Source organism: Roseovarius sp. B08, assembly GCF_051417955.1.
Taxonomy (GTDB): Bacteria; Pseudomonadota; Alphaproteobacteria; order Rhodobacterales; family Rhodobacteraceae; genus Roseovarius.
This window is the reverse complement of sequence record NZ_JBPRLW010000001.1, coordinates 129,246-152,410: the sequence shown is the minus strand read 5'-3', so window position 1 is coordinate 152,410 and position 23,165 is coordinate 129,246. Positions and strand designations below refer to the sequence as shown.

Annotated in this window: 25 protein-coding genes; 14 read left to right on the top strand and 11 right to left on the bottom strand. The window is 63.0% G+C overall.

Annotated features, from left to right (window positions below; translation table 11 throughout):
• Positions 1–94 precede the first annotated feature (94 nt).
• Together ACSQ76_RS00765 and ACSQ76_RS00760 are read right to left on the bottom strand one after the other, a co-directional pair.
• Positions 95–529, bottom strand: coding sequence for a hypothetical protein (locus ACSQ76_RS00765; RefSeq protein ID WP_437155065.1), 435 nt, complete (start codon positions 527–529; stop codon positions 95–97).
• Positions 526–1,164 (bottom strand): c-type cytochrome, encoded by a 639-nt coding sequence (locus ACSQ76_RS00760; RefSeq protein ID WP_437155064.1) that lies wholly within the window; start codon positions 1,162–1,164, stop codon positions 526–528. Before ACSQ76_RS00760 ends, ACSQ76_RS00765 begins: the two co-directional genes overlap by 4 nt.
• Before the next feature lie 123 nt (positions 1,165–1,287).
• Here ACSQ76_RS00760 and ACSQ76_RS00755 point away from each other — a divergent pair, with 123 nt between their 5' ends.
• Positions 1,288–2,901 (top strand): GMC family oxidoreductase, encoded by a 1,614-nt coding sequence (locus ACSQ76_RS00755; RefSeq protein WP_437155063.1) that lies wholly within the window; start codon positions 1,288–1,290, stop codon positions 2,899–2,901.
• Here ACSQ76_RS00755 and ACSQ76_RS00750 read toward each other — a convergent pair whose 3' ends face one another.
• A complete protein-coding gene (locus ACSQ76_RS00750) occupies positions 2,902–3,507 on the bottom strand; it encodes an exopolysaccharide biosynthesis protein (RefSeq protein WP_306128771.1) in 606 nt (201 codons plus the stop codon).
• 174 nt (positions 3,508–3,681) lie between these two features.
• Here ACSQ76_RS00750 and ACSQ76_RS00745 point away from each other — a divergent pair, with 174 nt between their 5' ends.
• The 3 genes from ACSQ76_RS00745 to ACSQ76_RS00735 all read left to right on the top strand — a co-directional run bounded on the left by ACSQ76_RS00745 (position 3,682) and on the right by ACSQ76_RS00735 (position 5,785).
• On the top strand, positions 3,682–4,182 hold the full coding sequence (locus ACSQ76_RS00745; RefSeq protein WP_437155062.1) for a hypothetical protein: 501 nt from the start codon (positions 3,682–3,684) through the stop codon (positions 4,180–4,182).
• A gap of 103 nt (positions 4,183–4,285) precedes the next feature.
• A complete protein-coding gene (locus ACSQ76_RS00740; protein WP_437155061.1) occupies positions 4,286–5,125 on the top strand; it encodes a potassium transporter TrkG in 840 nt (279 codons plus the stop codon).
• 3 nt (positions 5,126–5,128) lie between these two features.
• Complete coding sequence (locus ACSQ76_RS00735; protein ID WP_306128773.1) at positions 5,129–5,785, top strand: potassium channel family protein; 657 nt, start codon at positions 5,129–5,131, stop codon at positions 5,783–5,785.
• A 9-nt stretch (positions 5,786–5,794) separates the two neighbouring features.
• Here the strand turns inward: ACSQ76_RS00735 and ACSQ76_RS00730 are convergent, their stop codons facing one another.
• Positions 5,795–6,712: a formate/nitrite transporter family protein gene (locus ACSQ76_RS00730; protein ID WP_437155060.1), complete on the bottom strand. Its 918-nt coding sequence runs from the start codon at positions 6,710–6,712 to the stop codon at positions 5,795–5,797.
• 191 nt (positions 6,713–6,903) lie between these two features.
• On the opposite strand from ACSQ76_RS00730, the gene ACSQ76_RS00725 reads away from it, so the two are divergent.
• From ACSQ76_RS00725 to ACSQ76_RS00680, 10 genes are read left to right on the top strand one after another with little or no spacing between them, the layout of a single operon-like run.
• On the top strand, positions 6,904–7,602 hold the full coding sequence (locus ACSQ76_RS00725; RefSeq protein WP_437155059.1) for a gluconate 2-dehydrogenase subunit 3 family protein: 699 nt from the start codon (positions 6,904–6,906) through the stop codon (positions 7,600–7,602).
• A 3-nt stretch (positions 7,603–7,605) separates the two neighbouring features.
• On the top strand, positions 7,606–9,390 hold the full coding sequence (locus tag ACSQ76_RS00720) for a GMC family oxidoreductase (RefSeq protein WP_306128776.1): 1,785 nt from the start codon (positions 7,606–7,608) through the stop codon (positions 9,388–9,390).
• A 12-nt stretch (positions 9,391–9,402) separates the two neighbouring features.
• Positions 9,403–10,188 carry a c-type cytochrome gene (locus ACSQ76_RS00715; RefSeq protein ID WP_437155058.1) on the top strand — a complete coding sequence of 262 codons (786 nt, stop codon included), beginning with the start codon at positions 9,403–9,405 and terminating at the stop codon, positions 10,186–10,188.
• 47 nt (positions 10,189–10,235) lie between these two features.
• A complete protein-coding gene (locus tag ACSQ76_RS00710) occupies positions 10,236–10,703 on the top strand; it encodes a c-type cytochrome (protein ID WP_437155057.1) in 468 nt (155 codons plus the stop codon).
• The gene (coxB, locus tag ACSQ76_RS00705) at positions 10,700–11,503 is read left to right on the top strand and encodes a cytochrome c oxidase subunit II (RefSeq protein WP_437155056.1); all 804 of its coding nucleotides are present in this window, start codon (positions 10,700–10,702) and stop codon (positions 11,501–11,503) included. The genes ACSQ76_RS00710 and coxB overlap by 4 nt, the downstream gene beginning before the upstream one ends.
• Positions 11,395–11,634 carry a c-type cytochrome gene (locus ACSQ76_RS00700; protein WP_437158133.1) on the top strand — a complete coding sequence of 80 codons (240 nt, stop codon included), beginning with the start codon at positions 11,395–11,397 and terminating at the stop codon, positions 11,632–11,634. The genes coxB and ACSQ76_RS00700 overlap by 109 nt, the downstream gene beginning before the upstream one ends.
• A complete protein-coding gene (locus ACSQ76_RS00695) occupies positions 11,631–12,146 on the top strand; it encodes a cbb3-type cytochrome c oxidase subunit I (RefSeq protein WP_437155055.1) in 516 nt (171 codons plus the stop codon). Before ACSQ76_RS00700 ends, ACSQ76_RS00695 begins: the two co-directional genes overlap by 4 nt.
• Complete coding sequence (locus ACSQ76_RS00690) at positions 12,080–14,122, top strand: cbb3-type cytochrome c oxidase subunit I (RefSeq protein WP_437155054.1); 2,043 nt, start codon at positions 12,080–12,082, stop codon at positions 14,120–14,122. Before ACSQ76_RS00695 ends, ACSQ76_RS00690 begins: the two co-directional genes overlap by 67 nt.
• Complete coding sequence (locus ACSQ76_RS00685) at positions 14,119–14,439, top strand: hypothetical protein (protein WP_437155053.1); 321 nt, start codon at positions 14,119–14,121, stop codon at positions 14,437–14,439. The genes ACSQ76_RS00690 and ACSQ76_RS00685 overlap by 4 nt, the downstream gene beginning before the upstream one ends.
• A 15-nt stretch (positions 14,440–14,454) precedes the next feature.
• On the top strand, positions 14,455–15,189 hold the full coding sequence (locus ACSQ76_RS00680; RefSeq protein WP_437155052.1) for a cytochrome c oxidase assembly protein: 735 nt from the start codon (positions 14,455–14,457) through the stop codon (positions 15,187–15,189).
• Positions 15,190–15,208: 19 nt separating this feature from the next.
• On the opposite strand, the gene ACSQ76_RS00675 is transcribed toward ACSQ76_RS00680, so the two are convergent.
• From ACSQ76_RS00675 to ACSQ76_RS00645, 7 genes are all read right to left on the bottom strand, one after another.
• Positions 15,209–15,904, bottom strand: coding sequence for a c-type cytochrome (locus ACSQ76_RS00675; RefSeq protein ID WP_437155051.1), 696 nt, complete (start codon positions 15,902–15,904; stop codon positions 15,209–15,211).
• 79 nt (positions 15,905–15,983) lie between these two features.
• The gene (locus ACSQ76_RS00670; RefSeq protein ID WP_437155050.1) at positions 15,984–16,445 is read right to left on the bottom strand and encodes a c-type cytochrome; all 462 of its coding nucleotides are present in this window, start codon (positions 16,443–16,445) and stop codon (positions 15,984–15,986) included.
• A gap of 20 nt (positions 16,446–16,465) precedes the next feature.
• Positions 16,466–18,019, bottom strand: coding sequence for a flavin monoamine oxidase family protein (locus ACSQ76_RS00665; protein WP_437158132.1), 1,554 nt, complete (start codon positions 18,017–18,019; stop codon positions 16,466–16,468).
• A 153-nt stretch (positions 18,020–18,172) separates the two neighbouring features.
• On the bottom strand, positions 18,173–19,162 hold the full coding sequence (locus tag ACSQ76_RS00660) for a Gfo/Idh/MocA family protein (RefSeq protein WP_437155049.1): 990 nt from the start codon (positions 19,160–19,162) through the stop codon (positions 18,173–18,175).
• A 63-nt stretch (positions 19,163–19,225) separates the two neighbouring features.
• Positions 19,226–19,603: a hypothetical protein gene (locus ACSQ76_RS00655; RefSeq protein ID WP_437155048.1), complete on the bottom strand. Its 378-nt coding sequence runs from the start codon at positions 19,601–19,603 to the stop codon at positions 19,226–19,228.
• A 143-nt stretch (positions 19,604–19,746) separates the two neighbouring features.
• Positions 19,747–21,153, bottom strand: a complete 1,407-nt coding sequence (locus ACSQ76_RS00650; protein WP_437155047.1) for a phospholipase D-like domain-containing protein — start codon at positions 21,151–21,153, stop codon at positions 19,747–19,749.
• Between the two features lie 193 nt (positions 21,154–21,346).
• The gene (locus ACSQ76_RS00645; RefSeq protein ID WP_437158131.1) at positions 21,347–23,023 is read right to left on the bottom strand and encodes a mechanosensitive ion channel family protein; all 1,677 of its coding nucleotides are present in this window, start codon (positions 23,021–23,023) and stop codon (positions 21,347–21,349) included.
• Between the last annotated feature and the right edge of the window lie 142 nt (positions 23,024–23,165).

Here is a 23,165-nt window from a genome sequence, read left to right as displayed (position 1 = left end):
TCTTGGTATCGTCCCGAAATAACCCGGTAACCAGCCGGGGGGCGATGTCTGTGTGTGCGCCGGATCGTCGGGGGCAGTCCCGTCCGTGGCGCAGTTATGTCACCTCAGGCGGGTCCGCCCAGAAATGCGGGACGCCGCCGCAATAGGTGATGACGTTGTTGGTGGCGTCGATGGCCTCCCACTTCAGCGCGTTGGAAAAGCCGATGCGCGTCGGATCACCGTCCTCGCTCGCGGCGGGCAGGACGCCGGAGTAAAGGCCCTTCAGGACGCGCTTGGATAGATCCTCGGGCAATGTGTCCTCTCGGCCCAGAACGTCGCGGGTTTCGGGCGAGAGCGCATCCGTCAGGTTGGCGAAAAGCTCGCGTGGCAACGCCTCGACACCGGCATGCGCGGCAAGGCGCGTGGAAATGTCGATATGGGATGTTTGCGCCGCGACTTGGGACGAAGCGGTTGCGCCGAACAGGATCAGGCTGCTGCCGCTGATCACGAGTTCGCGGCGGGACAAGTGATGGTTCGATCTATCGGTCATTGCTCATCCTCCGTCGTGGCATATGCGGCGAGGTAGGCCGAAAGGTCGGCGATCTCGTTGTCGGTCAGGCGTTCGGCGTAGGCCTGCATCCGTCGCAGCCCCCCCGTATCGCGTTCGCCGCTGGCAAAAGCCCGCAAGGTGCCGGCCAGATAGGTTTCCGGCTGACCGTGTATCCAGGGGGCATCATGCGCCCCTGTCTCAATGCCGTCTTCGTCGGCGCCGGGAAGAACATGACAGGACGCGCAGGGTGCGATCCCGCGCTCCCAGGCACCCTCGGTCATGAGGCGGATCGCATCGGCAAAGCGCTCCTCCCGGGGCTGCGGCGTGAGTTCAGGTGGGGGTGCATCGGCATACATGCGTGACATTGCCGGCGCGCCCTCTGACCCGAGCGCGATCGCCGTCCGACGCATCTGCGGATGGGTGCGCGCGCCGGACCGAAAAGCGGCGAGTTGTTCGATGAGGTAGTTGACCGGTTGCCCGTTGAGGACGGGATAGCGCGGCGCCTCCGTGTTGGACAGGCTGTGACAGGAGGTGCAATTCAGCAAGATGTCGGACGATTGCGACGCTGCCGTACCCGGCGCCAGGAGTGCCACGCCTGCGGCGAGGAATGCGCTTGCTCGGTACGTTGCTGTCATGCCGCTGTCTCCGCTGATTGTCCGGTCAACGTGCAGTCTGCGCAACCGTTCCAAGAATATCGGAACCCGGGTGACGCGGCGCGTGTTGTCATTCTGGCACGGGACGTTTCCAGGAGGACCGCGGTGGCGATCATTGAAGTGGAGTACGAGCCCGACATCGTCGTGGTGGGCGCGGGCGTCGCCGGAGGCATGGTGGCGGACAAGGCCTCTGCCGCAGGCCTGAAGGTATTGATCCTTGAATCCGGCCCACGCCTGAGGCGAGAGGAGCTGGTGCAGAACTGGCGGCACTCGGCGCGCACGGATTTCATGGCGCCGTATCCACAACCCGCCCATGCACCGGTGCCGGATCCCAGCAACTGGGGCAACTATCTGATCCAGACCGGCCCGGACCCGTATAATCAGCAATTCGTCCGCGGTGTCGGCGGCACGACATGGCACTGGGCCGCGGCGACCTGGCGTTTTCTTCCGAACGACTTCAAGCTGAGGGGGCTTTACGGCGTCGGTCGCGACTGGCCCATCGGTTACCGCGACCTGGAGCCCTATTACCTGGAAGCAGAAACTCTCATGGGCGTCGCGGGACAGCCGGACGAGGGCCTTGCCCCGCGCAGCGCGCCCTTTCCGATGGAAGCAATGCCGGTCAGCTATATGGACCGGGTGATCGCCGAACGGTTGAATCCGCACGGGTATCTCATGCAGACCGAGCCGGTGGCCCGCAATCGCGAACTCTATGACGGGCGCCCGCCCTGCTGTGGCAACAACAATTGTATGCCGATCTGCCCCATCGGGGCGCAGTACTCGGGCAACCTGGCTGTCGAGAAGGCAGAGCGCCAAGGCGCAAGGGTGATTACCGAGGCGGTCGCGCATTTCATCGAACAGGACGCCAATGGCGACATCGTCGCGGTCCGGTATCTGAAACCGGACCGGTCGGAACATCGCGTGCGTGCGCGCAGTTTCGTTCTGGCGGCAAACGGGATTGAGATCCCACGGCTGATGCTGATGTCTGCCGGCGAAGATGCGCCGGAGGGTATCGGCAACAGTTCCGGGCAGGTGGGGCGCAACCTGATGGATCACCCGGGCACGCAGGTGGTCTTTGACATGCCGATGCCGGTCTGGCCCGGGCGGGGACCGCAGGAAAATACCTCGATCCTGAAATTCCGGGATGGCGATCATCGCCGCCGAATGTCCGCCAAGAAACTGCACCTTTGGAACGGGTCATCGGTCGACAGTGTGGCGGAGGAGGCCATCGACGAAGGTCTTACCGGCGAGGCTCTTGCGACCACGGTGCGTGACAGGGCCGCCCGCCGCTGTGCCATCGCCAATTTCCACGAACAGCTGCCGGATCCTGAAAACCGGCTGACGCTGAGCCCGGACAAAACCGACCCGCTGGGCCTTCCGCGCCCGAGTATCCACTACAGCATCGGAGACTACGTGCGGGACAGCGCCCAGCACACGGCCGGCATGTTCCGCGACATCGTCGACAAGCTGGAAGCGTCGCTGGTCAGCATCGAAGATGGCAGCGAAGGCTTCCGGCCCAACAATCACATCATGGGCAGCACGATCATGGGGGACGATCCGACGGATTCGGTAGTGGACGGTGACTGCCGTAGCCACGATCACCCAAACCTCTACATCGCCAGTTCGTCGGTTTTTGCCTCGGGGGCCTGCGTGAATTCCACACTGACCATCGCCGCGCTGTCCTTGCGGATCGGTGATCGCGTTGTGGCGGACCTGACCTGATCAGATCACGTAAATTACGACACCGACCAGAAGCATCAGCACCGCCGCCGCCGCAACGACCAAAGCGCCGTCAAGCGTCAGGATCGCGATCGTCAGAAGAGAAACGCTTGCCGCGACGAAAGAGGCCGAGAACGGGATGACCTCGAGAAACGGCATCGTCATTCCGCCCAGCATGCACAAAAAGAACAACAGCCGGGCTCCGATCCCGGTGGTCAGAAACGACAATCGCTTGTGAGTGTGTCGCTCCAGGAACATCAGCGGACGGCGCACCTTTTCCAGCCCGTCGTAAAGCTTGTCGCCTTCGACATTCCGGCGCAAGATCTTGCCGGGCAACCACAGGCCGCGACGTCCGATGACGGCCTGTGCCGAGATCAGCGCGATCATTATGCCGCACAGCGCCGAAAGGCCCGGTATGCCGCTGAGCGGTGTCGTCGCCACAACGGCGGGCAGGAAGATCAACGCGGCCGTCCCGGCGCGGCCGAGCGCCTCGACAACGTCGCCGACGCTGACCTGATCATTGGCTTTCGCGACGTCCTCGACGGAGTCGAGAATATCGGACAACGATCTGGGGACGCCATCGGAATTGCCCTCATCGGCATTGCTCATTGGGAACTCCCGCCTATGGATGGTCCTGCATACGCTTCGGATGCAGCCAGTGAGTCAACACGTGGTAGCATATACAGTTCCGGCAGAACGCTGGCCGCCGTGGCTCGTCCGTCAGGGAACCATGTCGGCGCACCGGCGTTGAAACGCCATGCTCAGGAAGAAAGCCGGTCAGCCTTGAGCGCGTTCACGACCTCCACCGCGCTGCGTGCCCGCCCTAATGTCGTAGCCATGGCAATGGCCCAGCAGGCGATCGTGCTTCTCGCGGTTGTCGGGGCGCCGTTGATTGCCGGCGTGGCCTTCGCGGAGTGGAATTTCGTCCTGTCCCTGACGCCGCAGGCAATATTCCTGACGCTGATCGCATTGCGGTACCGCGCGCGGGCGTTCCCACAGGACCTGCGCCGGGTCGAAGCCTTTGTGGTCTTCGCATTAATATTCGTTGTCGCCAGCCTGTTGGTCGCCCCGCCTTTCATGGCGCTTGGGATGCCGCCACTGGATGCGGTGTTCGAGGCTGTGTCGGGTATCACCTCGACCGGGCTGAGCCTTGCGGTTGGCGCCGAGGACTGGCCCATCCCGGGGCATCTCTTGCGCGGCTGGATCCAGTGGTGCGGGGGTTCGCCATCGCCCTTGCAGGCTTGGCAATCTTTGCCGGCAGTTCGGGCGCGTCCCTGTCCATGAGCAGCACCAACATCACCGACCGCGATAACCTGTCGTCGATCAAGGCACAGGCCCGGCAGGTCTTGCTGGCCTATGTGGCGCTGACAAGCGTTGCGATGGTCCTGTGCCTTTTGCTGTTGCCGAACTGGTGGGAAGCCATCAGCGTTGCCTTGGCGGCTGCGTCGACCGGCGGGTTCTCCCCCGTGCCGACAGCCTGGCCAGCTATTCCTATTTGGCGCAGGGCGTGGTCATCGGCATCTGCATCGCGGGGGCGGTATCATTGCTGTTCTATATCCGTATCTGGCGCGACGGCCTGCGCCTTGCGCTGGGCAAATCCCATGTTCTGGCAACATTGGGGCTGATGGCGGGCGGTGTCACGATCTTCGCGATTGTCGACCTGGCGGTGAACGCGCCAAGCCTGGTCGAACTTTATTCCGGGGCGCTCAATTTCCTGAGCGGGTTCAGCACGGCGGGGTTTTCGACCAACGAGGTGTCGAGCCATATCGCACTGCTGCCGATGCTGCTGCTCGCGATGGTGATCGGCGGCGACCTGGGGTCGACGGCGGGCGGTATCAAGGTCGCCCGGCTTGTCGTGCTGTTGCAGATGGTCAGGCTGAGCCTGCTGCGCGTGCGGGTCCCGGCAAGTGCGGTCACCTATCTGCGCGATGGTGGCGACAAGGTCGCGGTGGACCGGGTGATCGCGGTCACCGCGCTTCTGGTCACCTACCTGGCGGCGGTTCTGATCTGCTGGGTGATATTCCTGGTCTCGGAAATCCCGCCACTCTCCGGTCTGTTCGACGTCGTGTCAGCCCTGTCGACCGTGGGACTGAGCCAGGGCGTCGTCGCGCCGGACCTCGCGCCGCACCTGAAAGTGACGCTGATCGTGGCGATGCTGCTTGGTCGGCTGGAATTCATCGCATTGATCATATTGTGCCTTCCCGGCACCTGGATGAGAAGGACCTGACCCATGAGGATTATCGTTATCGGAGCATCGAGGCTTGGCGAGGCGGTGGTGTCGCAACTGCTGGATAACGGGCACAACATCGTCCTTGTGGACCGGTCGCGCGAGCGGCTGGACGACGTGTCGGATCGACTGGATTGCGGATTCATCGAAGGCGACGGCACCTTGCCCCGGACGTTGCGCGACGCCTATGGCGACGGGGCCGATGCCTTGATGCTGATGACCAACCAGGACGACGTGAATATCCTGGCCGCCGTGGTTGGCCAATCGATCGGTTTCCAGCGCGTGGTTCTTCAGATCGTGCAGTCGCAACTGCTGGAAGTCTGCGAGGAACTGGGCTTTGAAGACGTGGTGACGCCCCATACCACCGTTGCGTCCTCGATCGCCCACTCGTTGGAGAACGAAGAGCGTGTCTGGTCGCAGCTCGGGATCATCGAGGGGGTGCACTTCACCACCTACCCCGTGCCGGAAGAACTTGTCGGCAAGACCCTGGATGAACTGGACATGCCTCGGTCCGCGCGGGCGGTCGCGATCGCGCGGACCGAGGAAGATGCGATCCTGGACGCGGACGAAAAGCTGAAGGAGGGGGACAAGGTGCTTGTCGCCGCCGGCAGCAATGTCGGGGAAGGTCTGCGAAAAATGTTCGGAGCGCAGGAGGATTGAGCCAGGCCGCTACATCTCGTTGCGGATCTGGCCATAGGCAAGCACGGCAAAGAGCCCGGTGCCGCCAAGGATGTTGCCGACCAGTACAGGGGCGATATGCAGCGATAGCGCGGTCAGCAGGCCCATTTCCCCGGCGAGGACCAACACGAAGATTTCGTTCGAGCCTGCAATGACATGGGTGAATTCCCCGGCGGCGATGAGCCAGGTGAACATGATGATCACGAAGACCTCGGTTCCCCTGGCGGACGGCAGCATCCAGACCAGCGCGGCGATGAAGAATCCCGCCGGTATGCCGCGCAACAGCGCCTCGAGCGGCGACAGTTCCGCAAGGTGACGCGAGATGGCGAAAACGGCGTCAAGGATATCGGGCGTCAGCACGTTCGCATGGACGGCGATCGCGGCGGTCAGGAAGGTCCCGGCCAGGTTCGCCACGAGCACGATGCCCCAAAGGCGCGCCGTGCAGATCAGGCGATGTCGCGATATCTGCGCCAGAAGCGGCAGGATGACGGTGATCGTGTTTTCCGTGAACAGTTGCAGGCGTGACAGGATCACCAGCACAAAGCCGAACGTATATCCAAGGCTTCCGATGGCGGAAAGATACGGGTGGTCCTCGCCCAGATTCACGCGCAGGATCGCGACCGCGAGGACCGATGTGGAAATGCCGATCCCCGCGGCAATACCGGACCACCAGAGCGAAGTTGCCGGGCGCTCGAGCTCTTCCTGACCTTCGCGCAAGATGATGGAATAGACCGTCAGCGCCGAAAGCCGCCCGTTTTCCGCCACCCTGTCGCGTTCCGGGCCCGTCAGGATTTCTTCCGGCGGTGACGTGGCGTTTTCGCGTTGCTCACGCTTCTCGGCGCGTCCGCGGGACCGCGCATGCGCCTCGGTTTCACCGGGGCGGGGGTGTTTCTTGTCCGTAGGGGGCATCTGGATTCCTTTGCCGGTACAGCCAAGTGGAGCGTCAAAAGTTCCATTTGCAGGCACAGTCCTTGCGCCGGGATCGTGCGATCGGGACAGAAGCGGACGCGCCTGCGGCACCGATTGTGCGATTACTGGAACCTGATGTGGATGTTTGAGGTTGATCTAGGACGGAGCGTTTCACATCACGAGGATTTTTCATGACTCACCCCTTTTCTCGCCGGGCCGTGCTCCTGGGTCTTGCCGCGACAAGCGGCGTTGCTCTGACCAAGCCTCAGCATGCCTTTGCGGCCCTGGACGATCAGCCGTTCGCCTTTCTGACCGAAACCGAGGCGCGGATGCTGGCGGCACTTTGTGACACGCTCATTCCCGAGGACGAATACCCCAGCGCAAGCCAGGCCGGCGTGGTCGATTTCATAGATTTGCAGATGGCCGGACCCTACGGGCACGGCGAGGGGCTGTACATGAAGGGTCCTTTTTTCGAGGGCAAACCGTCACAGGGCTACCAGCTGCCATTGCTTCCGTCGGAGTTGATGCGCGAGGGGCTGTCGCGCCTTGAACAGGCGGAAAGCGGTTTTGCCCTGATGGAAGATGCACGGCGCAACGACGTAGTAACGGCCATGTCGGAGGGCGAGCTCGATATGGGCGACCTGCCCTCGGACGCATTTTTCGACGAGGTCTGGAAGCTGACGAACCAGGGGTTCTTCGCCGACCCCATCTATGGCGGCAACGAAAACTATGCCGGCTGGAGAATGGTCGGGTTCCCCGGTGCGCACGCCTATTACCAATCTTTCGTGGACAAGCACAACGTGGCGTATCCCAAGGCGCCGATGGGTATCAATCACCAGCCCGGCGGCGATGGCGGCTTGCCCGTCGCCCCGGTACGCAAGGAGCCCTGAGGCATGGCGGACAAGACACTACCCAAGACAGACGTGGTCATCATCGGAGGCGGCTGGACCGGTCTGACGACCGCATACGAACTGGCGCATGAGGGGCGCAAATGCGTGATCCTGGAACGTGGCGATCATCGCCACGACGCCACGAGCTTCGGTGCGCCGGAAGAACATGACGAGTTGAAATACGGGCTGCGCTACACGCACATGATGAACGTGCGGGAAAACACCCTGACGTTCCGCAACAGTCGTGGCGACCGCGCCTTGCCCATGCGCAGGCTGGGGTCTTTCCTGCCCGGCGAGGGGCTTGGCGGCGCCGGCATACACTGGAACGGGCAGCTTTGGCGCCCCCTGCCGTCAGACTTGGAAATGCGCAGCCATTACGACAACAGGTATGGCAGCGACTTCATCCCCGACGATCTGAGCGTTCAGGATTGGGGCGTGACCTATGACGAGCTTGAGCCGCATCTGGATTTCTTCGAGCGGATTTGCGGGGCAGCCGGAACCGCCGGCAACCTTGACGGAGAGCAGCGGGAAGGCGGCAACATTTTCGAAGGGCCGCGCAGCAACGAGTATCCCAACCCGGCGATGAAGCAGCCAGTCAGCAGCACCCTGTTCGGTCGCGCTGCCCAGGAAATGGATCTGCACCCGTTTCCCTTTCCGTCCGCAAACGTGACAAAGGCGTACGAAAACCCTTACGGCGCGCAACTGCACCCTTGCACCTATTGCGGTTTCTGCGAGCGCTTCGGCTGCGGATATTTCGCCAAGGCCGATCCGATCATCTGTGTCTACGACCGCATCAAGGAGCACGAGAACTTTGAAATCCGGTTCAAGTCCACCGTGCTGCGGGTCGAGAAATCCGAGGACGGCAAGACTGCCACCGGCGTGACCTACGTGGATGCCGACGGGCGTGAAATCTTTCAGCCCGCCGATATCGTCTGCATGAATGCCTATGCATTGTGGAACGTGCACCTGATGCTGGTGAGCGGTCTGGGAACGCCTTACGATCCGGAAACGCGCACCGGCACGGTCGGCCGGAATTATTCCTATCAGACCATCTCGGCAGTGGACGCGTTTCTTGAGAAGGACATCGTCACCAACCCCTTCATGGGAGCCGGCGCCCTGGGCATGGTGGTGGACGATTACAACGGCGACAATTTCGACCATTCCGACCTCGGGTTCGTCGGTGGCGGCTATATCGCCTGCAAACAATATCACGGTCGACCGATCAGCTATCAGCCCGTGCCCGACGGTACGCCCAGTTGGGGGGCTGAATGGAAACGGGCTGTGCGCGAGAACTACCTGCATCACGCCGATTTCGTCATCCATGGATCCAGCATGTCGACGCCGGAGAACTTTCTCGACCTCGACCCCACCTGGACCGATCAGCATGGTCGACCGTTGTTGCGGATGACGTTCAATTTCCCGGAGAACGACCGGAAAATGGCGAAATACGTGACCGAGCGCGCCGTCGAGATTGCCGAGAACATGGATCACGTGACCAGCGTCAGCGCCACGAACCTCGCCGCCGAAGGCGAAGACTATTCCGTCGTGCCCTACCAGACGACCCACAATGTCGGCGGCGCGGTCATCGGCACCGATCCCAGCACCAGCGTGGTGAACCGGTATGGCCAGATGTGGGATCACCACAATGTGTTTGTCTTCGGGGCATGCCTTTTCCCGCAGAACCTCGGATACAACCCGACCGGCCCGCTGATGGGGTTGGCGTACTGGACGCTGGAGCATCTCAAGAACGACTACCTCGAGAATCCTCGCCCGCTGATGGATGCGTAAAGGAGCTGCAACATGACCATGACACGCACGAAATACTTTGCTCTTGCAGCCTCCCTCCTGGCGGCGACTGCCGGCTTGGCCCCGCTCGTGTTGAACGCGCAGAGTACCGAGACAGAAGAGCCGGGCGTGCTGGAATCGCGGCTTGATGACGAAAGAACGCTGTTCGCGGCGACGGTCGAGGATGCGCCGGACGACGATCTTCTGGAACTCGGGCGGCTGGTCGCGATGGGCGGCGCGGAGAACGGCGGATCCGGCATGGCCTGCATCACCTGTCACGGAGGGCAGGGTGCCGGCGACGGCGCGGGATCGTTCCCGCGACTGACCGGGCAGGCCGCATGGTACACGTACAAGCAGCTCAATGACTATGCCTCTGGGGCCCGTCCGAACGATATAATGACGGGCATCGCGCAACGTCTGACCGAACACGAGCGCGAGGCCGTCGCAGCCTATTACGCGGTGGTGCGCGCACCGATCCCCCAGCCGTTGGGCGCTGCCGATCAGGGAGAATTGCAATGGGGTGGTCAGCTGGCCGCGGTGGGGTCGGCCGAAAAGGGCATTCCGGCCTGCGTGAACTGTCACGGCCCGCAGGGCACCGGCAATCCTCCGTCGGTGCCGTACCTGGCAGGGCAGTATGCCAATTACATGACCTACCAGCTGCAATTGTGGAAAGAGGGCGTGCGCGACAATGACGCGATGAACGTCATGAGCAGCATCGCCAAGAAGATGACGCGCGAGGACATGGAAGCTGTCAGCGAATATTACAACCGGGTCCATAATCCGGTGACCACCGGAAACTAGGGCAGATGTCGCCCGCAAGGATCATCCGCATCGCCCTGACCTCCGTCTTGACTGCTGCAGTCCTTGGAGTGGTTACGCTCTGGGCGCTGGCCGCGCCGGCCTTTGACCCTGTCGGAGCAGCGCTGGCCTGGAGCAAACAGCGAGGCGAGGCTCTGGCTGGCTGGTATGCGAGTGACCCGGTGGCCGCCACCCCGCAGTGGCAGTCTATGCATATGCGGGTAGCGGGCGGAGATCCCGCGCGCGGTCGGCAGTTGATCAACGAATACGGTTGCGGAGCCTGTCACGTCGTCCCCGGCGTGCCGGGTGCCCGCGGCACGGTAGGCCCCTCGCTGACGTCCCTGGCCGACCGCGCCTATATTGCGGGCGTCTTGACGAACGCGCCGGGCGATCTGACCCGGTGGCTGATCAATCCCCCCTACTTTTCGCAAGACACGGCGATGCCCGACCTTGGCGTTACTGAAGCGGATGCGAAAGACATGGTAGCCTATCTCTACACGCTCGGAGGGTTCGAATGAGCGAGCAGAGCACGTTGGGTCAATTCGACAGCCAGACCTCGCTGATCCCCGCCGGAACCGGAGCGGAAGGCACGCTGGTGCTGACCATCACGATGTCGGTGGCGGCGACGTTAATCTTCCTGGCCGTGATGGCGGCGGTCTGGCTGGCCTGGCGGCGGGAAAGGCCCGGCCATATCTGGTGGCTATGGGCCGGCGGGTTCATCTTGCCGGTGATCGCATTGGTGGCGCTGATGGTCGGGTCGACATTCACGCTTGCCTCCATCGCGCGGGTCGATCGAGACGCGCTGGTGATCGAGGTGACGGGCCACCAGTACTGGTGGGACGTGGTTTATGATCCCGACGGCCGCGCGCTGCGCGACGCCAACGAGATCATCCTGCCAGTCGATACGCCGGTGACGTTCCGCCTGAAGTCCGAGGATGTGATACACTCGTTCTGGGTGCCGTCGATCAGCGGCAAGATCGACATGATCCCGGGACGGGTGAACGAACTGACCGTCGAGGCCAGCCGGACAGGCCGGTTTCGCGGCCAATGTGCCGAATTCTGCGGCTTGTCTCATCCGCTGATGGCCTTCGAAGTGGTGGTTCTGGAAAAGGACGACTTCGACAGTTTCACGGCCGGCCTTTCGGACGAGGCGCGCGATGCCGACACGCTGCAACTGAAACAGGGGCGCGACGTATTCCTTAGCGAAGGCTGCAGCGCCTGCCATGCCATTCGCGGCGTGGCCGAGGGCGCGCGTGTCGGGCCGGACCTGACCCGCGTGGGCGCGCGCGGGCGCTGGGGGCCGGGATGTGGCGGATGAATGTCGGCAACCTGGCGGGCTGGATCGCCGATGTGCAGGACATGAAGCCGGGCGCGAACATGCCCTCCTACAATCATCTCAGCGGCCCTGATCTGCGGGCGGTTGCGCATTATCTGTCGAGCCTGAAATGACTGAAACTCCCAACAAACCTGTTCAGGGTCCGGTTCTCGACAGCCTGCCCACCTACGAAAAGGCCTGGGCCACACCGCCCGGCTGGCGCAAGCTGTCGTCGGTGTCGCACCGGGTGGTTGGGCAACGATTCATTGTCACGGGGCTGATCTTTTTCCTCATCGCGGGGATGCTTGCGATCCTGGTGCGCACCCAGCTTATCGTGCCGGAAAACACGTTCCTGGATGCCGAGACCTACAACCAGGTCTTCACCATGCATGGCACGTTGATGATGTTTTTGTTCGCGATCCCCATCCTCGAGGGGTTCGGGGTTTACCTGCTGCCGCTGATGCTGGGCGCAAGGGACCTGATCTTTCCGCGACTGGGGGCGTTCGGCTATTGGTGCTACCTCTTCGGCGGTCTGATCGTGCTGGCGTCGTTCCTGTTCGACGCCGCGCCGGACGGCGGTTGGTTCATGTATACCCCCTGTCGACCAAGGAATACACGCCCGGACTGTCGGCGGATTTCTGGCTGATCGGCATCACCTTTGCCGAGATCGCGAGCGTCACGGCAGCGGTCGAGATCATCGCCGCGATCCTGTGCACGCGCGCGCCGGGAATGTCGCTGGCAAAGATGCCGATCTTCGGTTGGTACATGCTGGTGACGGCCTTCATGATCGCGGTGGGCTTTCCTCCGCTGATCATCGGCTCGATACTGCTGGAGATCGAGCGCGTGCTGGGCCTGCCGTTCTTCGACCCTGCCATGGGGGGCGACCCGCTGCTGTGGCAGCATCTGTTCTGGCTGTTCGGGCATCCGGAGGTCTATATCATCTTCCTGCCCGCCGCCGGCATGGTGGCGACGATGCTGCCGACCTTTGTCGGCAAACCCCTTTTCGGCTATGGCTTTGCGGTGGCGGCGGTGGTCACCATGGGGTTCATCAGCTTTGGCCTCTGGGCGCACCACATGTTTTCCACCGGGCTGCCGACCGTCACGCTGTCGCTGTTTTCGGCTGCATCGACGGTGGTGACGATCCCGACGGGCGTGCAGATCTTCTGTTTCATCCTGACCATGGCACAGGCGCGACCGCGGCTGACGGTACCGATGCTGTTCATCCTCGGGTTTCTCTTCATCTTCGTGCTGGGCGGATTGACGGGGGTCATGCTGGCCTCGGTGCCGTTCAACTGGCAGGCGCATGACAGCTATTTCGTGGTGGCGCATCTGCATTACGTGCTGATCGGCGGCATGGTCTTTCCCCTGATCGGGGCGTTCTATTACTGGACGCCGCATTTCACCGGCAGGATGATGTCCGAGCGTTTGGGAAAATGGGCGTTCTGGCTGATGTTCATCGGCTTTCACGTGACCTTCTTCCTGATGCATATCACCGGCCTTCGCGGCATGCCGCGCCGCATCGCGACCTACCCCGAGGGGATCGGCTGGGACCGGCTGAACATGCTGTCGAGTATCGGGTCCTATATCCTTGCGGCCGGGGTGCTGATCTTTGTCTGGGATTTCATCGCGCACCGCTGGCGCGGGCCGTTGGCCCCGCGCGATCCTTGGAAGGCCGGAACGCTGGAATGGCTCTATGCCCCGATCGCACCGGGCCACAACTTTCACGCCATCCCCAGGGTTCATTCGCGTGAACCGCTGTGGGATCAGCCGGAGTTGTTGGAAAACGAGGCGCACGAGATCGAAGGAATGCTGCGCGATGCCCCCCACGGACGCCGCGAAACCGTGGGGTGTCATCCTGTCTCCGGCGAGCCCCTGCAGATCGTCCGCCTGCCGCATCCGACCTGGGTGCCGATGATCACCGCTTTTTTCGTGGCCGTATCGGCGGTGGCCCTTCTGGCAAGTTTCTACTATGTCGCCGCTGCCGCCCTGGGCACGACGCTGATCGGGTTTGCCGTATGGGCATGGGAGAAATCCGAAACCGGCCAGACTGTCGACACCGGGCCCGAGGGAATACTTCCGGTCGATATCGCCTCGCGGCTGGGGCATACCTACATCGCGGTGATCGGAACGCTTCTGATCATGGTGGCGCTGTTCGCATCGATCCTCTTCGGGGTCCTCTACTTGTGGAACGTGCAGCCGGACTTCACCCGCCGCGCGGGCGATCCCGATTTGTTGTGGACGGTACTGGCGGTCGTCGCCGGCGCGGCGCTGACCGCAATGGCGTATCTGGCGCGGCGCAATGGCTATGTGCTCTATGACATCGTTATCGCCGTGCTGGCGGGCGGGGCATGCTGGGCGCTTTACCAGGCGCTGCGCCCCGTGACGCCGGATCAGACCGCGCTGGCGGCGACGCTGTGGGTGATGGCGGGCTTCGTCGCGGTGCAGCTTTTCGTGTTGGGCTACTGGAGCGTCTTCAACGTTCTGCGCAAGGTCTTCGGCCTGGCGGGCAAGGGCCAGCGCATTCCGGAGGTCAACCGCGCGCCTTACGCGCTGGTAACGTTCCTGATGCTGGTGGCTGCCGCCGTCATGCTGGGAGCGCCGCAGCTGGGAGTGTTCGCATGATCGAAAAAACCGACGCCGAGGAATTGGAACCGCTGCTTTGGGGCATCGCCCGCCCGGCCCTGACCTGGGCGCTGCATTTCATCTTTGTCTATGCGGCACTCTCCGCGACCTGCGCCGAGCGTGCGGTTGTATCCTACACGACAGCTGCGATCGCGATCGGGCTCGCCACGGTCGTGGCCCTCGTCGTCGCCGGCTGGAGACTGTTTCGCAGCAAAAGAACCGAGTTTCACATCGCAGCCCGCTGGACCACGGTGATCTCGCTGGTTGCCATCGTGTTCAGCGCATCGCCGGTCCTGCTGGCGCCGGCCTGCGGTTAGGGAAAGGAAAAGCACATGGAAGACGCCTATATCCCCTTTTGCGGCACGCCGCCGGTGCCTTCCGACCTATGGACGCGTTGGCTGTTCGATCCGCTGTTGATGGCCGGGCTGGCGGCACTGGCCCTGGCGCTGGCGTGGAAAGCCAGCGACCGCCGCGCCGCCGTGGCAGGATGGGTGCTGGTGGCGCTGCTATTCGTGTCGCCCCTGTGCGCGGCGTCGATGGCGCTTTTCTCGGCGCGGGTCGCGCAGCACGTTCTGCTGACGCTGATCGCGGCACCGCTGCTGGCGCGGGCCGCGCCTGCGCCGATACGTGCGGTTCTGCCAGCGGCGGGCGTCTTCGGCGTGTTGTTCTGGGTCTGGCATGCGCCTGCACCATACGCGGCCACGCTGGACTCTGACCTGGTTTACTGGGCGATGCACCTGTCGTTGCTGGGCGCGGCCTGGGTGCTGTGGTCCGCGGTGCGACACAGCATCCAAGCGCGCCCGCACCTCGTCGCTCTAGCGCTGGCGCTGACGGCCGCACAAATGACCCTTCTATCGGCGCTTCTGGTGTTCTCGCGCTCGGTCTGGCATGGCTGGCATGTGCTGACGACCGTGCCTTATGGCCTTACGGCTGCGGCGGACCAGCAATTGGCGGGCGCCATCATGTGGACAGGCGGCGGCGTCGTGATGCTGGGCGCGGTGGCGCTGATGGCCCGTGCCGTGCTGCGAAGCGATACGGTCGAGAAAAAAGCTCCGGTTTTCGAATGAGGCGCGGCAGCGGGTTCAGCTAGTCGTCTGCCGTTGCTGTTTCGGCCGGGTTCCGGCTGGCGTAGAAGGCGGCGACCGCCGCAATTTCCTCTTCCGTCAGGGCATTGGCGATCCGGGACATGACGTCAAGCGGACCACCGCTTCGGTCACCAGTCTTCCACGCCTCCAGTTGCGCCTCGATATAGGCTGCGGGCTGACCCGCAAGAGGCGGAGCGATCGCCTTGTCGTCCAGCTCGCCGACTGCGTGGTGGCACATGACGCAGGCCGTGACCTCGGGGCCTCCGCCTTCCTTCGGCATCTGGCGACCGGCATAGGCCAGCACCTTTCCGGCACTGACAAGCTGCCAGTCGAGATCGCGAGGCGCTTCGATCTGCGGTGTGTCGCGGCTGGCATAATAGGCCAGCACATCCGCCGCCTCGCCCGCCTCGAGGTAACTGGCGATAGGCGTCATCACTTCGTGCGGGCGGCTGCCGTCAAGAAAGCTGGTTATCTGCCGCGCGAGATAGTCATAGGGCAACCCGGCCAGGCGCGGCACGCTCCCGTCGCCGTGTCCCTGAAGCCCGTGGCAGGCCATGCATTTCATCTGCACACCACCACGCGCCGCGCCGCCCTTGGCGATCGCGCGGCCCCGCGCGATGCGGTCTTCGTCAAACGGCGCCTGTGCCCGGGCGGAGTCTGGCGGAGTGGCGTCGAAAAGGTCCGTGGATTGGGGCAAAGCGGGTCCGGCCAGGCACACGACCACCGCGCAAAGCGGGCCAATGCCGGAGGGAAATGGAGTGCAAGCCCGCATGGTCCTACCCTCCGTCCAGGTCTGCGAAATCTGCGCGCATCTGCGCCACGTCCTCGGCTGTCAGTTGACTGTCGTACTCGTTGCCAAGGTTGCTGCGCAGATAGTTGACCACTGCGGCCACCTGTTCATCGTCCAGCCATTCCGCAAACGACGGCATGGCGCCGTTGCCTTCGATGACAAGGTTGACGGGATAGCGCGCACTGGCAAGGCGGGGATTGCCCGCAAGGGCAGGGTAGGCGGCCGCGCCCATCACGCCGCCGCCCTCGGGGCCGTGGCAGCCCGAACAGGCACGGCGATAGAGCGTGGCGCCATCCGTTCCGACGAAACTCTCGGTCGTGGCGCCTAACGTTCCCGCACCCGGCTTCTCGATCTGCGGTGTCTTGGGTTCGGACCCCTGCTGCGCGAGCACGCTGGTTGCAACGACAGATATGCAGAGCGAAAGGGCGGTCAGGGTCGCGTGTCTCATTCCATGGCTCCTTCCGGGCGTCAGGGCGCGCTGGTCGCGCGGTCATGCACCTGCCGCACGGCATCGAGCGCGGACAGAAGCGAGCCTTCCTGCCAGCCTGGCAAGTACGAGATGTGCTCGCCCGCGCAGACAAAGCGGTTGTCCATCGTCGCGGCGATCTCGTAGTCGCTGCCCCGGTCGTCCCACTTGCTGTAGCATCCAAGCATCCAAGGCACGCGGTGCCAGCTCAGGACCACGCCGTTGGAGAATTCATCGCGGTACTGCGGATGGATCTGCTCACCCTGCGAGATCACCGATTCCAGCCGTTCCTCGGGGGACATGGAATTGTAGGCATAGGCGTGCGGCCCGTAGACATACGCGCCAAGGATGACACCCGGCCCATCCGAATGCATCTCGTTGGATGGATAGGAGATCTCGGCAATCGGCAGGTCGGTGAGGGTGATGCCGCCGTAGATCTGCTCGTCCCGCTCCCAGAAGCGGCGCTTGAACTCGAGGCCCGCCTTCACGGCCTCATAGTAATGCAGCTGCCGCATCACGCGGCGCATCTCCGGCGAGACGTCGACATCCAGCTGGCTGAGGACCGTGAAGGGGATGGTGCATACGCAGTAGTCCGCGCTGACCTGACCGCCATCGCCATCGCCGCTTGCGGCCTCGTAATCGACCGTCACGCCATCTTCGCCCTGCACGACGCGCGTCACGCGTGCATTGTAGGTGATAAGGTCGCCGACCTCCCGGTGGAAAGCATGTGCGATCTCTTCCATCCCGCCCACCGGCTGAAACATCGGGGCATGGTGGCGATAGGTGGTGTGGTTGCGCATGTATTGCCAGAAGCGCGACGTCAGAAGATCGTCGAGCGCGATCGGCTCCGACGGCTCCGGCGCGGCGTTCCATAGGCCGCCGCCTGGGGCGCCGGCATCCGGATATCCGCGGTACTCGGCGGTCTCCAGTCGCTCCACATAGCGATAATCCTTGTCGAGAATGCCGAAGGACTTCAGCGACTCCAGCAAAATCTCGGTGTCCTCGACGGTGGCTGCCTGGTCGAGCGCGCCTGCGTCGGTGGCCTTGGCCAGCAATTCCGTGATCTGGCCGACGTAATCGGCCCAGGCATGCCCGTATCGCACCGGTTTTCCATCGAAATGGTCGGCCGAATGCAGATAGGCGTTGTGATTTTCCTGAACGAAGACCTCTAGCGGAACATTCAGGCGATGGCAGTAGTCGAGCAGGGCGAGGTGATGATGCGGAATGCGCCAAGGGCCGATGTTGATGTATTGCCCGTCCGAGAATTCGACATTCTGCGTATAGCCGCCAAGCTCCTCGATCGTGTCGCCGCCCTTGAGCGTCCAGCAGCGTCCCCCGGCGCGTTTTTGATATTCCAGGATCTGGACCGAGTAGCCGGCCTTGCGCAGTTCCAACGCCGCACACATGCCGGCCAATCCGGCCCCAAGGACCACCACCGATGCGCCTTCGGGGGCGCCCGACAGGTCAGGCGGACCTTTGTAGGGGCTTTGGCGGGCATGTCCCAAACTTGCCATCGCATTCATCATCGTGCCAGAGCCGGCGGCCAGTCCGATCATCTTCAACAGGGCTCTTCGGGATGGACGCGGTGGCTGTTCGGACATGAGCTATCTCCGCCTTGAGCTATTTCGTTCCTCTAGTTAAAAGCCGTGACCGTGCGGGAAAGTTCCCGATTTCGAGCACTTAAATTGTCTCAAACGCCTTGCGCGGGGTCAGGTCGTGGCACGGTCTTGCGCCATTGCCGCCTCGCCAAGGTTCAAATCCATCCGGTCAAGCACCTCGTTGACGCGCACTGCATCCTCGACAGGCACCAGTCCCATGGCGTCCTTGCCCTCCAGCACATCCAGGAACGGCTCGATCCCTTCGCCGGCATCGAGAGGTGCCAACTTCATCTCGGTCGTCGGACGCGCCTCTGATCGGCGTCCTGCGGTCAGCACGCCGTCATTCAGGTTCAGCCACCCCGCATCGCCGACGATGTCGAGTTCCAGGCGCATGGTCTTGTCCGTCCAGCCGGCCTCGACAAGGCCGGTCGCGCCATTGCGAAAGGTCAACACCCCTGCGCCGTGATCATCCACGGGCCAACCCAGCACGTTACCCGTCACGGCATGGGCCGTATCGATGGGACCAAGCAGCCATTGCAGCGCATCGATGGCATGGACTGCCTCGTCGGCAAATCCGTCGTAGCGGGCCAGCGCCGGGTCGGTCATCCAGCAATCGAGATCCAACCAGTCGGCATATCCTCCGTCATGGGAAAAGCGCATGCGCGCCTCCGAGATCCTGCCCAGCGCGCCATCTTTCACGAGGTCGCGCGCGCATCGCAGGGCCCGGTTGGTGCGAAAGAAATAGCCCGTGTGCAAACGCCGGCCCTCCGCGTTTGCCAGGTCGGCGCATCGCTTTGCCGCACTGGCGCTTCCTGCCAGAGGCTTTTCGCTGAACACGTCCAACCCGGCGCGTAGCGCGGCCGAAATGTCGGCCTCGTGATGCGCGGTCTCGCTGCACACCAGGGCACCAACACAGTCTGACTGCCCCAACTCGTTAAGAGACACGGGTCGTGCGTCCAGTTCGGTGGCAAGCCGGTTCTGGCGGGCCGGGTCCCGGTCATGCACTTGCGTCACCCGCCAGCCGCGCCGGTCCAAATGATCGAGGTGGTCAGGCAGGTGCACATGTGCGCCCCCCAACAGGACGAGCCTTTTGACGCTCATGGAAATCTCCCACAATCTAATCCGCGCCAGAAAGGGCGGGAACCTGACGACCGCGCCCGGTGACTAGAGCAGGGCCCCGACCATCGCGACGGCGAGAACAGCGAGTATGACGCAAAGGAAGATCAGGGATGTTCGGCTGCGTCGCGGGTTTGCCGGCTCTCGTGTCGGCACGTTCGGACTGCGCTGACCACCGGCGTCGCCGGGTCCGGCCCGGACATCGGCAGGGTCGGCGTCGGGATGCGTGGCGGCCTCGGCAAGTTCCTGGTCAAGGGCTGAAGGACGAGGTTTGACCAGCGGTCGATCGTCGCGCGCGGCCTCGGGATGTCCGTCGCGCATGGCACGGTTCGCTTCGACCACGTCCGCCTCGTCGCGCGGATCAGGCGCGCGCCGGTTTGTATCTTCGGAAGATGCCTCGGGCTTGGTTGGGGTCTGACGGTTCATTTGCGGCCTCCTTTGCCGGCAGCCTTCACGAACTTTTCCAGACTTGAGAATTGCTCGTTCGTGGAAAGCATGTGCCTGCTCAACGCGCGGTAGTGACGCTTGTTCCGGTCTTCAGGGCAGGCACGCGGAACCGCAGCCGTTTGTCACGAAGCCTTCGCGCCCCGAAAGATATCGACAACGCGTTTCAGGCTGAAAGGGCGCCAGCGATGCGCAGGACGCTCCGGATCCAGCAAGTCGTTCTCTCCGAGGATGTTGTCTTCGGCGCAATTGAGTTCAGGCGGATCGAAGGGAACCAGGCTGCGGCCTTCGCCAAGAAGCGCTTCGATCGCCTTTATGAGCGATCCTTCGGCTTTGGCCAGCTGCGCGTCGAATACGTCGATGGTGACGCCAAGATGCTCTGACAGAAGATCGCTGCGAAGTGCCGAGATCTGCTTGCGCAGCCTCTCATCGCTTGCATCCCCGGTGCCGGCTTCGATCGACAGGTCGCATTCCGTGTCCAGCCCCATGGAGCGATTGCTGAGGTTCGAGGAACCGACACGAAGCAGTCGGTCGTCGCATATCACGATCTTGGCATGGACATAGATCGGCGTGCCCTCGTCCGCCACGGGCGTGTAAAGCCGGAACCGTTCATATGTGTCGGCTTGCGCTATCATCTCGAGAAGGCGTGCGCGCGACGATCCCATGACCTCTTCTTCCAGCCAGCCGTCCGCGGATTCCGGGTTCACGATCACGATCTCGGGCCCGTCCGCCTCCTCCAGCCGTGACGCTATGGCGTCGGCGACCCGGCGCGACGCGAAGTACTGACTTTCGATGTAAAGACTTCGCTCCGCGGCGGAAACGATCTCGAGATACAAGTCCTCGATCTCGTGGACAGCCTCCCGGCTGTCATAGGCCGGCGCGGTCCGTGAGATACCGACATCCACGTCAGTCATGGACGGCTCCAGACCCTCGGGCCAGAATGGGTCTCTTCTGGGCGGCGCTTCGAGACTTTCACCTGTGGCGACCCGCCATCTGTCGCGCGCCAATTCGCCCAGAGCCGCCGCAACGTCGCCGTCGACCGCCGTGGTCGCGTCGTGCCAAGGGCCGTAAGGACGCCCTGTCGTCGGCCTGCGGCGCAATTTGCTGTCATCGACATGATCCCGCGTGTCCCAGCGCTCCGCTGTCGTGTCGATGCCGCCGCAAAAGGCCAGGACATCGTCAATCACGACAATCTTCTGATGGTGGGCCGCGCCGCTTGGATGGGCGTGATCGAGCCTCAGCCTGATCTGTGAACTCGAAACCCAATCGATGATCCTGAGAGGCGTGGATCCTCGACCGAGCGTCAGCAGAGCGCCCGTATCCCATTCGAGCATGTAGATCTTCAGGTCTGGACGCTTTTTCGTCACCCAGTTCAGGAACTCACCCAGCTTATGCGGGACATCGGCTTTGCTCTCGCGCGGGTCGAGTGAGATCCGTGTATCGAATTCCCAGCCGATCATCATGACGGAATGCTCCGCTTGCTGTACCGCAGAGTGAAAGGCCGAGAAATAGTCGGCCGCGTCGATTATCACGGAGAGCTTATCCGCGCTCTCGATCCGCCAGCATGTCTTGCCTGGACGAAGAATTTTCTTTGAAGAAAGTTGACTCAAATTAGTCCTCGCAATCCTCCCTACAGTGAGTGTTCGGCATCAGGAACTCAACCAGCGATTTGGAAACCGGTTCCGGACCCGGATTGCCGATGCCCTCATCGAAGCGGCTGGGTTCTCAGTCCATTCCTGCAGTCCGGGCCGAACTGCCATCGCCTTTCTCGTTGTTTCCGACATCGAGCACGCGTTCGCGGACCAGCCAGTCCGGGTGGTTATCACGCAGAAACGCCAGCAGTTGCTCTCGCAGGCGACTTTGCACCGTCCACCCGGTCGAGGGATCGGGCATCATTGCGAAAAAGCTGATCTTGAGCCCTTCGGCAGTATGGTCTGTCGTATAGGTGAACGCGTTGTCGGGTTCCGAGATGTCGGGATCCTCGTGCAGCAGGGAGCTGAATTTTCGGCGCAACGCGTCGACATCGCAAAGCGGGTCGAGCCACAGGTCGATCACCCGCATCATGCGCGCCTCCGTGACCGACCAGTTCTCGAACGGTCGTGCGACAAAATAGGTGACGGGCACCACGATCCGCCGCAGATCCCAGGTTCGAAGCCGCATGAACGTGTAGAAAATTGCCTCGACATAGGCCCAGTCGCCCTCGAACAGGATCGCGTCGCCGATGCGCACCGGCTTGGCAAAGGCGATCTGCAGCGAAGCGAGGATATTGCCGAGCACCGCCTGGCCGGCGATACCGAAGATCACGGTCAGCACACCCGCCGAGGCCAACAGGGTCATGCCGACGCTGTCAAACAGGTTCAGCTGCGCCAGTATCACGATGGCGGCCAAGCCGACCATGACCAGCACGATCAACCGTCGCAGCGCATAGATCGATGTGTAGAATTCACGTTCGTCGCGTCCGCGTTTGTCGTCGATCTCGCCGACAAAGCGCAGGGTGATGCGGTGCAGCATGGCATCGAGCATACGCAGAAGGGTCATCCCGACGCCCCATACCATCAGGATCGTCAATGTAGGGCGCAGGAACGCCTGTATCTGTCCCGAGAAAGACAGAACCCAGCTCAGGATCATCTGGCCTGACGCGGCCATGACGAGGATCGCCAGGGGCAGACCGCTGCGCTCGAGCCCGACTCTCAGCCAGCCTCGATCCGCCCGCTTGGACAGTGCTGTCACCGCGGCGTACGTCGCCCAGCCCAGCAGAAGTACCCCGCCTGCTGCCAGCGGCACCGCGATCCATTCCCAAAGCCACAAGCCCCAGATTTCGCGCTTCAGCACGGTCGGGATGAGGTCTTCGTATTTTCGTGGGCCGAAAGCGGAATAGAGCGGACCCGTGTTGTCGACGGTCTGTGGGGTGAACAGCCACACCGCTGGCGCGTCGGTCGGCTTGTAACGCGCCAGGCGGATGTCATAGGCGGTTTCGTCGGCCTCCAGCGTCTCGATGGCCAGATCACGGCGAGGTTGCCCCGCTCGGTCTGCGGAGCCGCCGCTTTGTTCGATCCGCGCATCGGGGCGAGCGGGCAGGCTGGTCCAATCGATCCAGACCTGCCGCGCAAGGACCGAAGCCAGTTTCCGGGCAAGTATCGGCCCGCGTTCCGACTGCACCGATGGCTCCAGCCGCGACAGGTTGAGATAATGCGCGGCGCGGGTGAAGTCCCCGGCATCGGCGGAGGCGATGAAACCGCGCATGGACTGGCGCGGGGTCGATCGGTCAAGACCGCTTCCGACGGTCTCGGACAGCCCGGAATTGAGGGTTTCGGACGCGTACCAGTAATCGCTTCCATCCTGTGCCGCCGCCTCGAACATGGTCGACAAAAGGACGAATGGCAGCAGCGCCAGGTAGCGCATCACGGTCGCGACCCACCGCCGTGGTGTTTTCGCCAGCTTCGCTGCGTACGGCGCAGGGAGTGGGACCGAGGGCGTCACGTTGCGGTCGCGGCCGATCTGCCGTCCGGGTCGCATGCGCCCACGGTCGGATTCAGCACGTTCT

Bases quoted from the DNA above. Each gene is read 5' to 3' on its own strand.
- coxB (WP_437155056.1), top strand. From the start codon at position 10,700: ATGAGCGAGCAGAGCACGTTGGGTCAATTCGACAGCCAGACCTCGCTG.
- ACSQ76_RS00655 (WP_437155048.1), bottom strand. From the start codon at position 19,603: ATGAACCGTCAGACCCCAACCAAGCCCGAGGCATCTTCCGAAGATACA.
- ACSQ76_RS00720 (WP_306128776.1), top strand. From the start codon at position 7,606: ATGGCGGACAAGACACTACCCAAGACAGACGTGGTCATCATCGGAGGC.
- ACSQ76_RS00725 (WP_437155059.1), top strand. From the start codon at position 6,904: ATGACTCACCCCTTTTCTCGCCGGGCCGTGCTCCTGGGTCTTGCCGCG.
- ACSQ76_RS00660 (WP_437155049.1), bottom strand. From the start codon at position 19,162: ATGAGCGTCAAAAGGCTCGTCCTGTTGGGGGGCGCACATGTGCACCTG.
- ACSQ76_RS00735 (WP_306128773.1), top strand. From the start codon at position 5,129: ATGAGGATTATCGTTATCGGAGCATCGAGGCTTGGCGAGGCGGTGGTG.
- ACSQ76_RS00665 (WP_437158132.1), bottom strand. From the start codon at position 18,019: ATGATCGGACTGGCCGCCGGCTCTGGCACGATGATGAATGCGATGGCA.
- ACSQ76_RS00760 (WP_437155064.1), bottom strand. From the start codon at position 1,164: ATGACAGCAACGTACCGAGCAAGCGCATTCCTCGCCGCAGGCGTGGCA.
- ACSQ76_RS00695 (WP_437155055.1), top strand. From the start codon at position 11,631: ATGACTGAAACTCCCAACAAACCTGTTCAGGGTCCGGTTCTCGACAGC.
- ACSQ76_RS00715 (WP_437155058.1), top strand. From the start codon at position 9,403: ATGACCATGACACGCACGAAATACTTTGCTCTTGCAGCCTCCCTCCTG.
- ACSQ76_RS00670 (WP_437155050.1), bottom strand. From the start codon at position 16,445: ATGAGACACGCGACCCTGACCGCCCTTTCGCTCTGCATATCTGTCGTT.
- ACSQ76_RS00680 (WP_437155052.1), top strand. From the start codon at position 14,455: ATGGAAGACGCCTATATCCCCTTTTGCGGCACGCCGCCGGTGCCTTCC.
- ACSQ76_RS00685 (WP_437155053.1), top strand. From the start codon at position 14,119: ATGATCGAAAAAACCGACGCCGAGGAATTGGAACCGCTGCTTTGGGGC.
- ACSQ76_RS00645 (WP_437158131.1), bottom strand. From the start codon at position 23,023: ATGCGCTACCTGGCGCTGCTGCCATTCGTCCTTTTGTCGACCATGTTC.
- ACSQ76_RS00750 (WP_306128771.1), bottom strand. From the start codon at position 3,507: ATGAGCAATGCCGATGAGGGCAATTCCGATGGCGTCCCCAGATCGTTG.
- ACSQ76_RS00730 (WP_437155060.1), bottom strand. From the start codon at position 6,712: ATGCCCCCTACGGACAAGAAACACCCCCGCCCCGGTGAAACCGAGGCG.
- ACSQ76_RS00765 (WP_437155065.1), bottom strand. From the start codon at position 529: ATGACCGATAGATCGAACCATCACTTGTCCCGCCGCGAACTCGTGATC.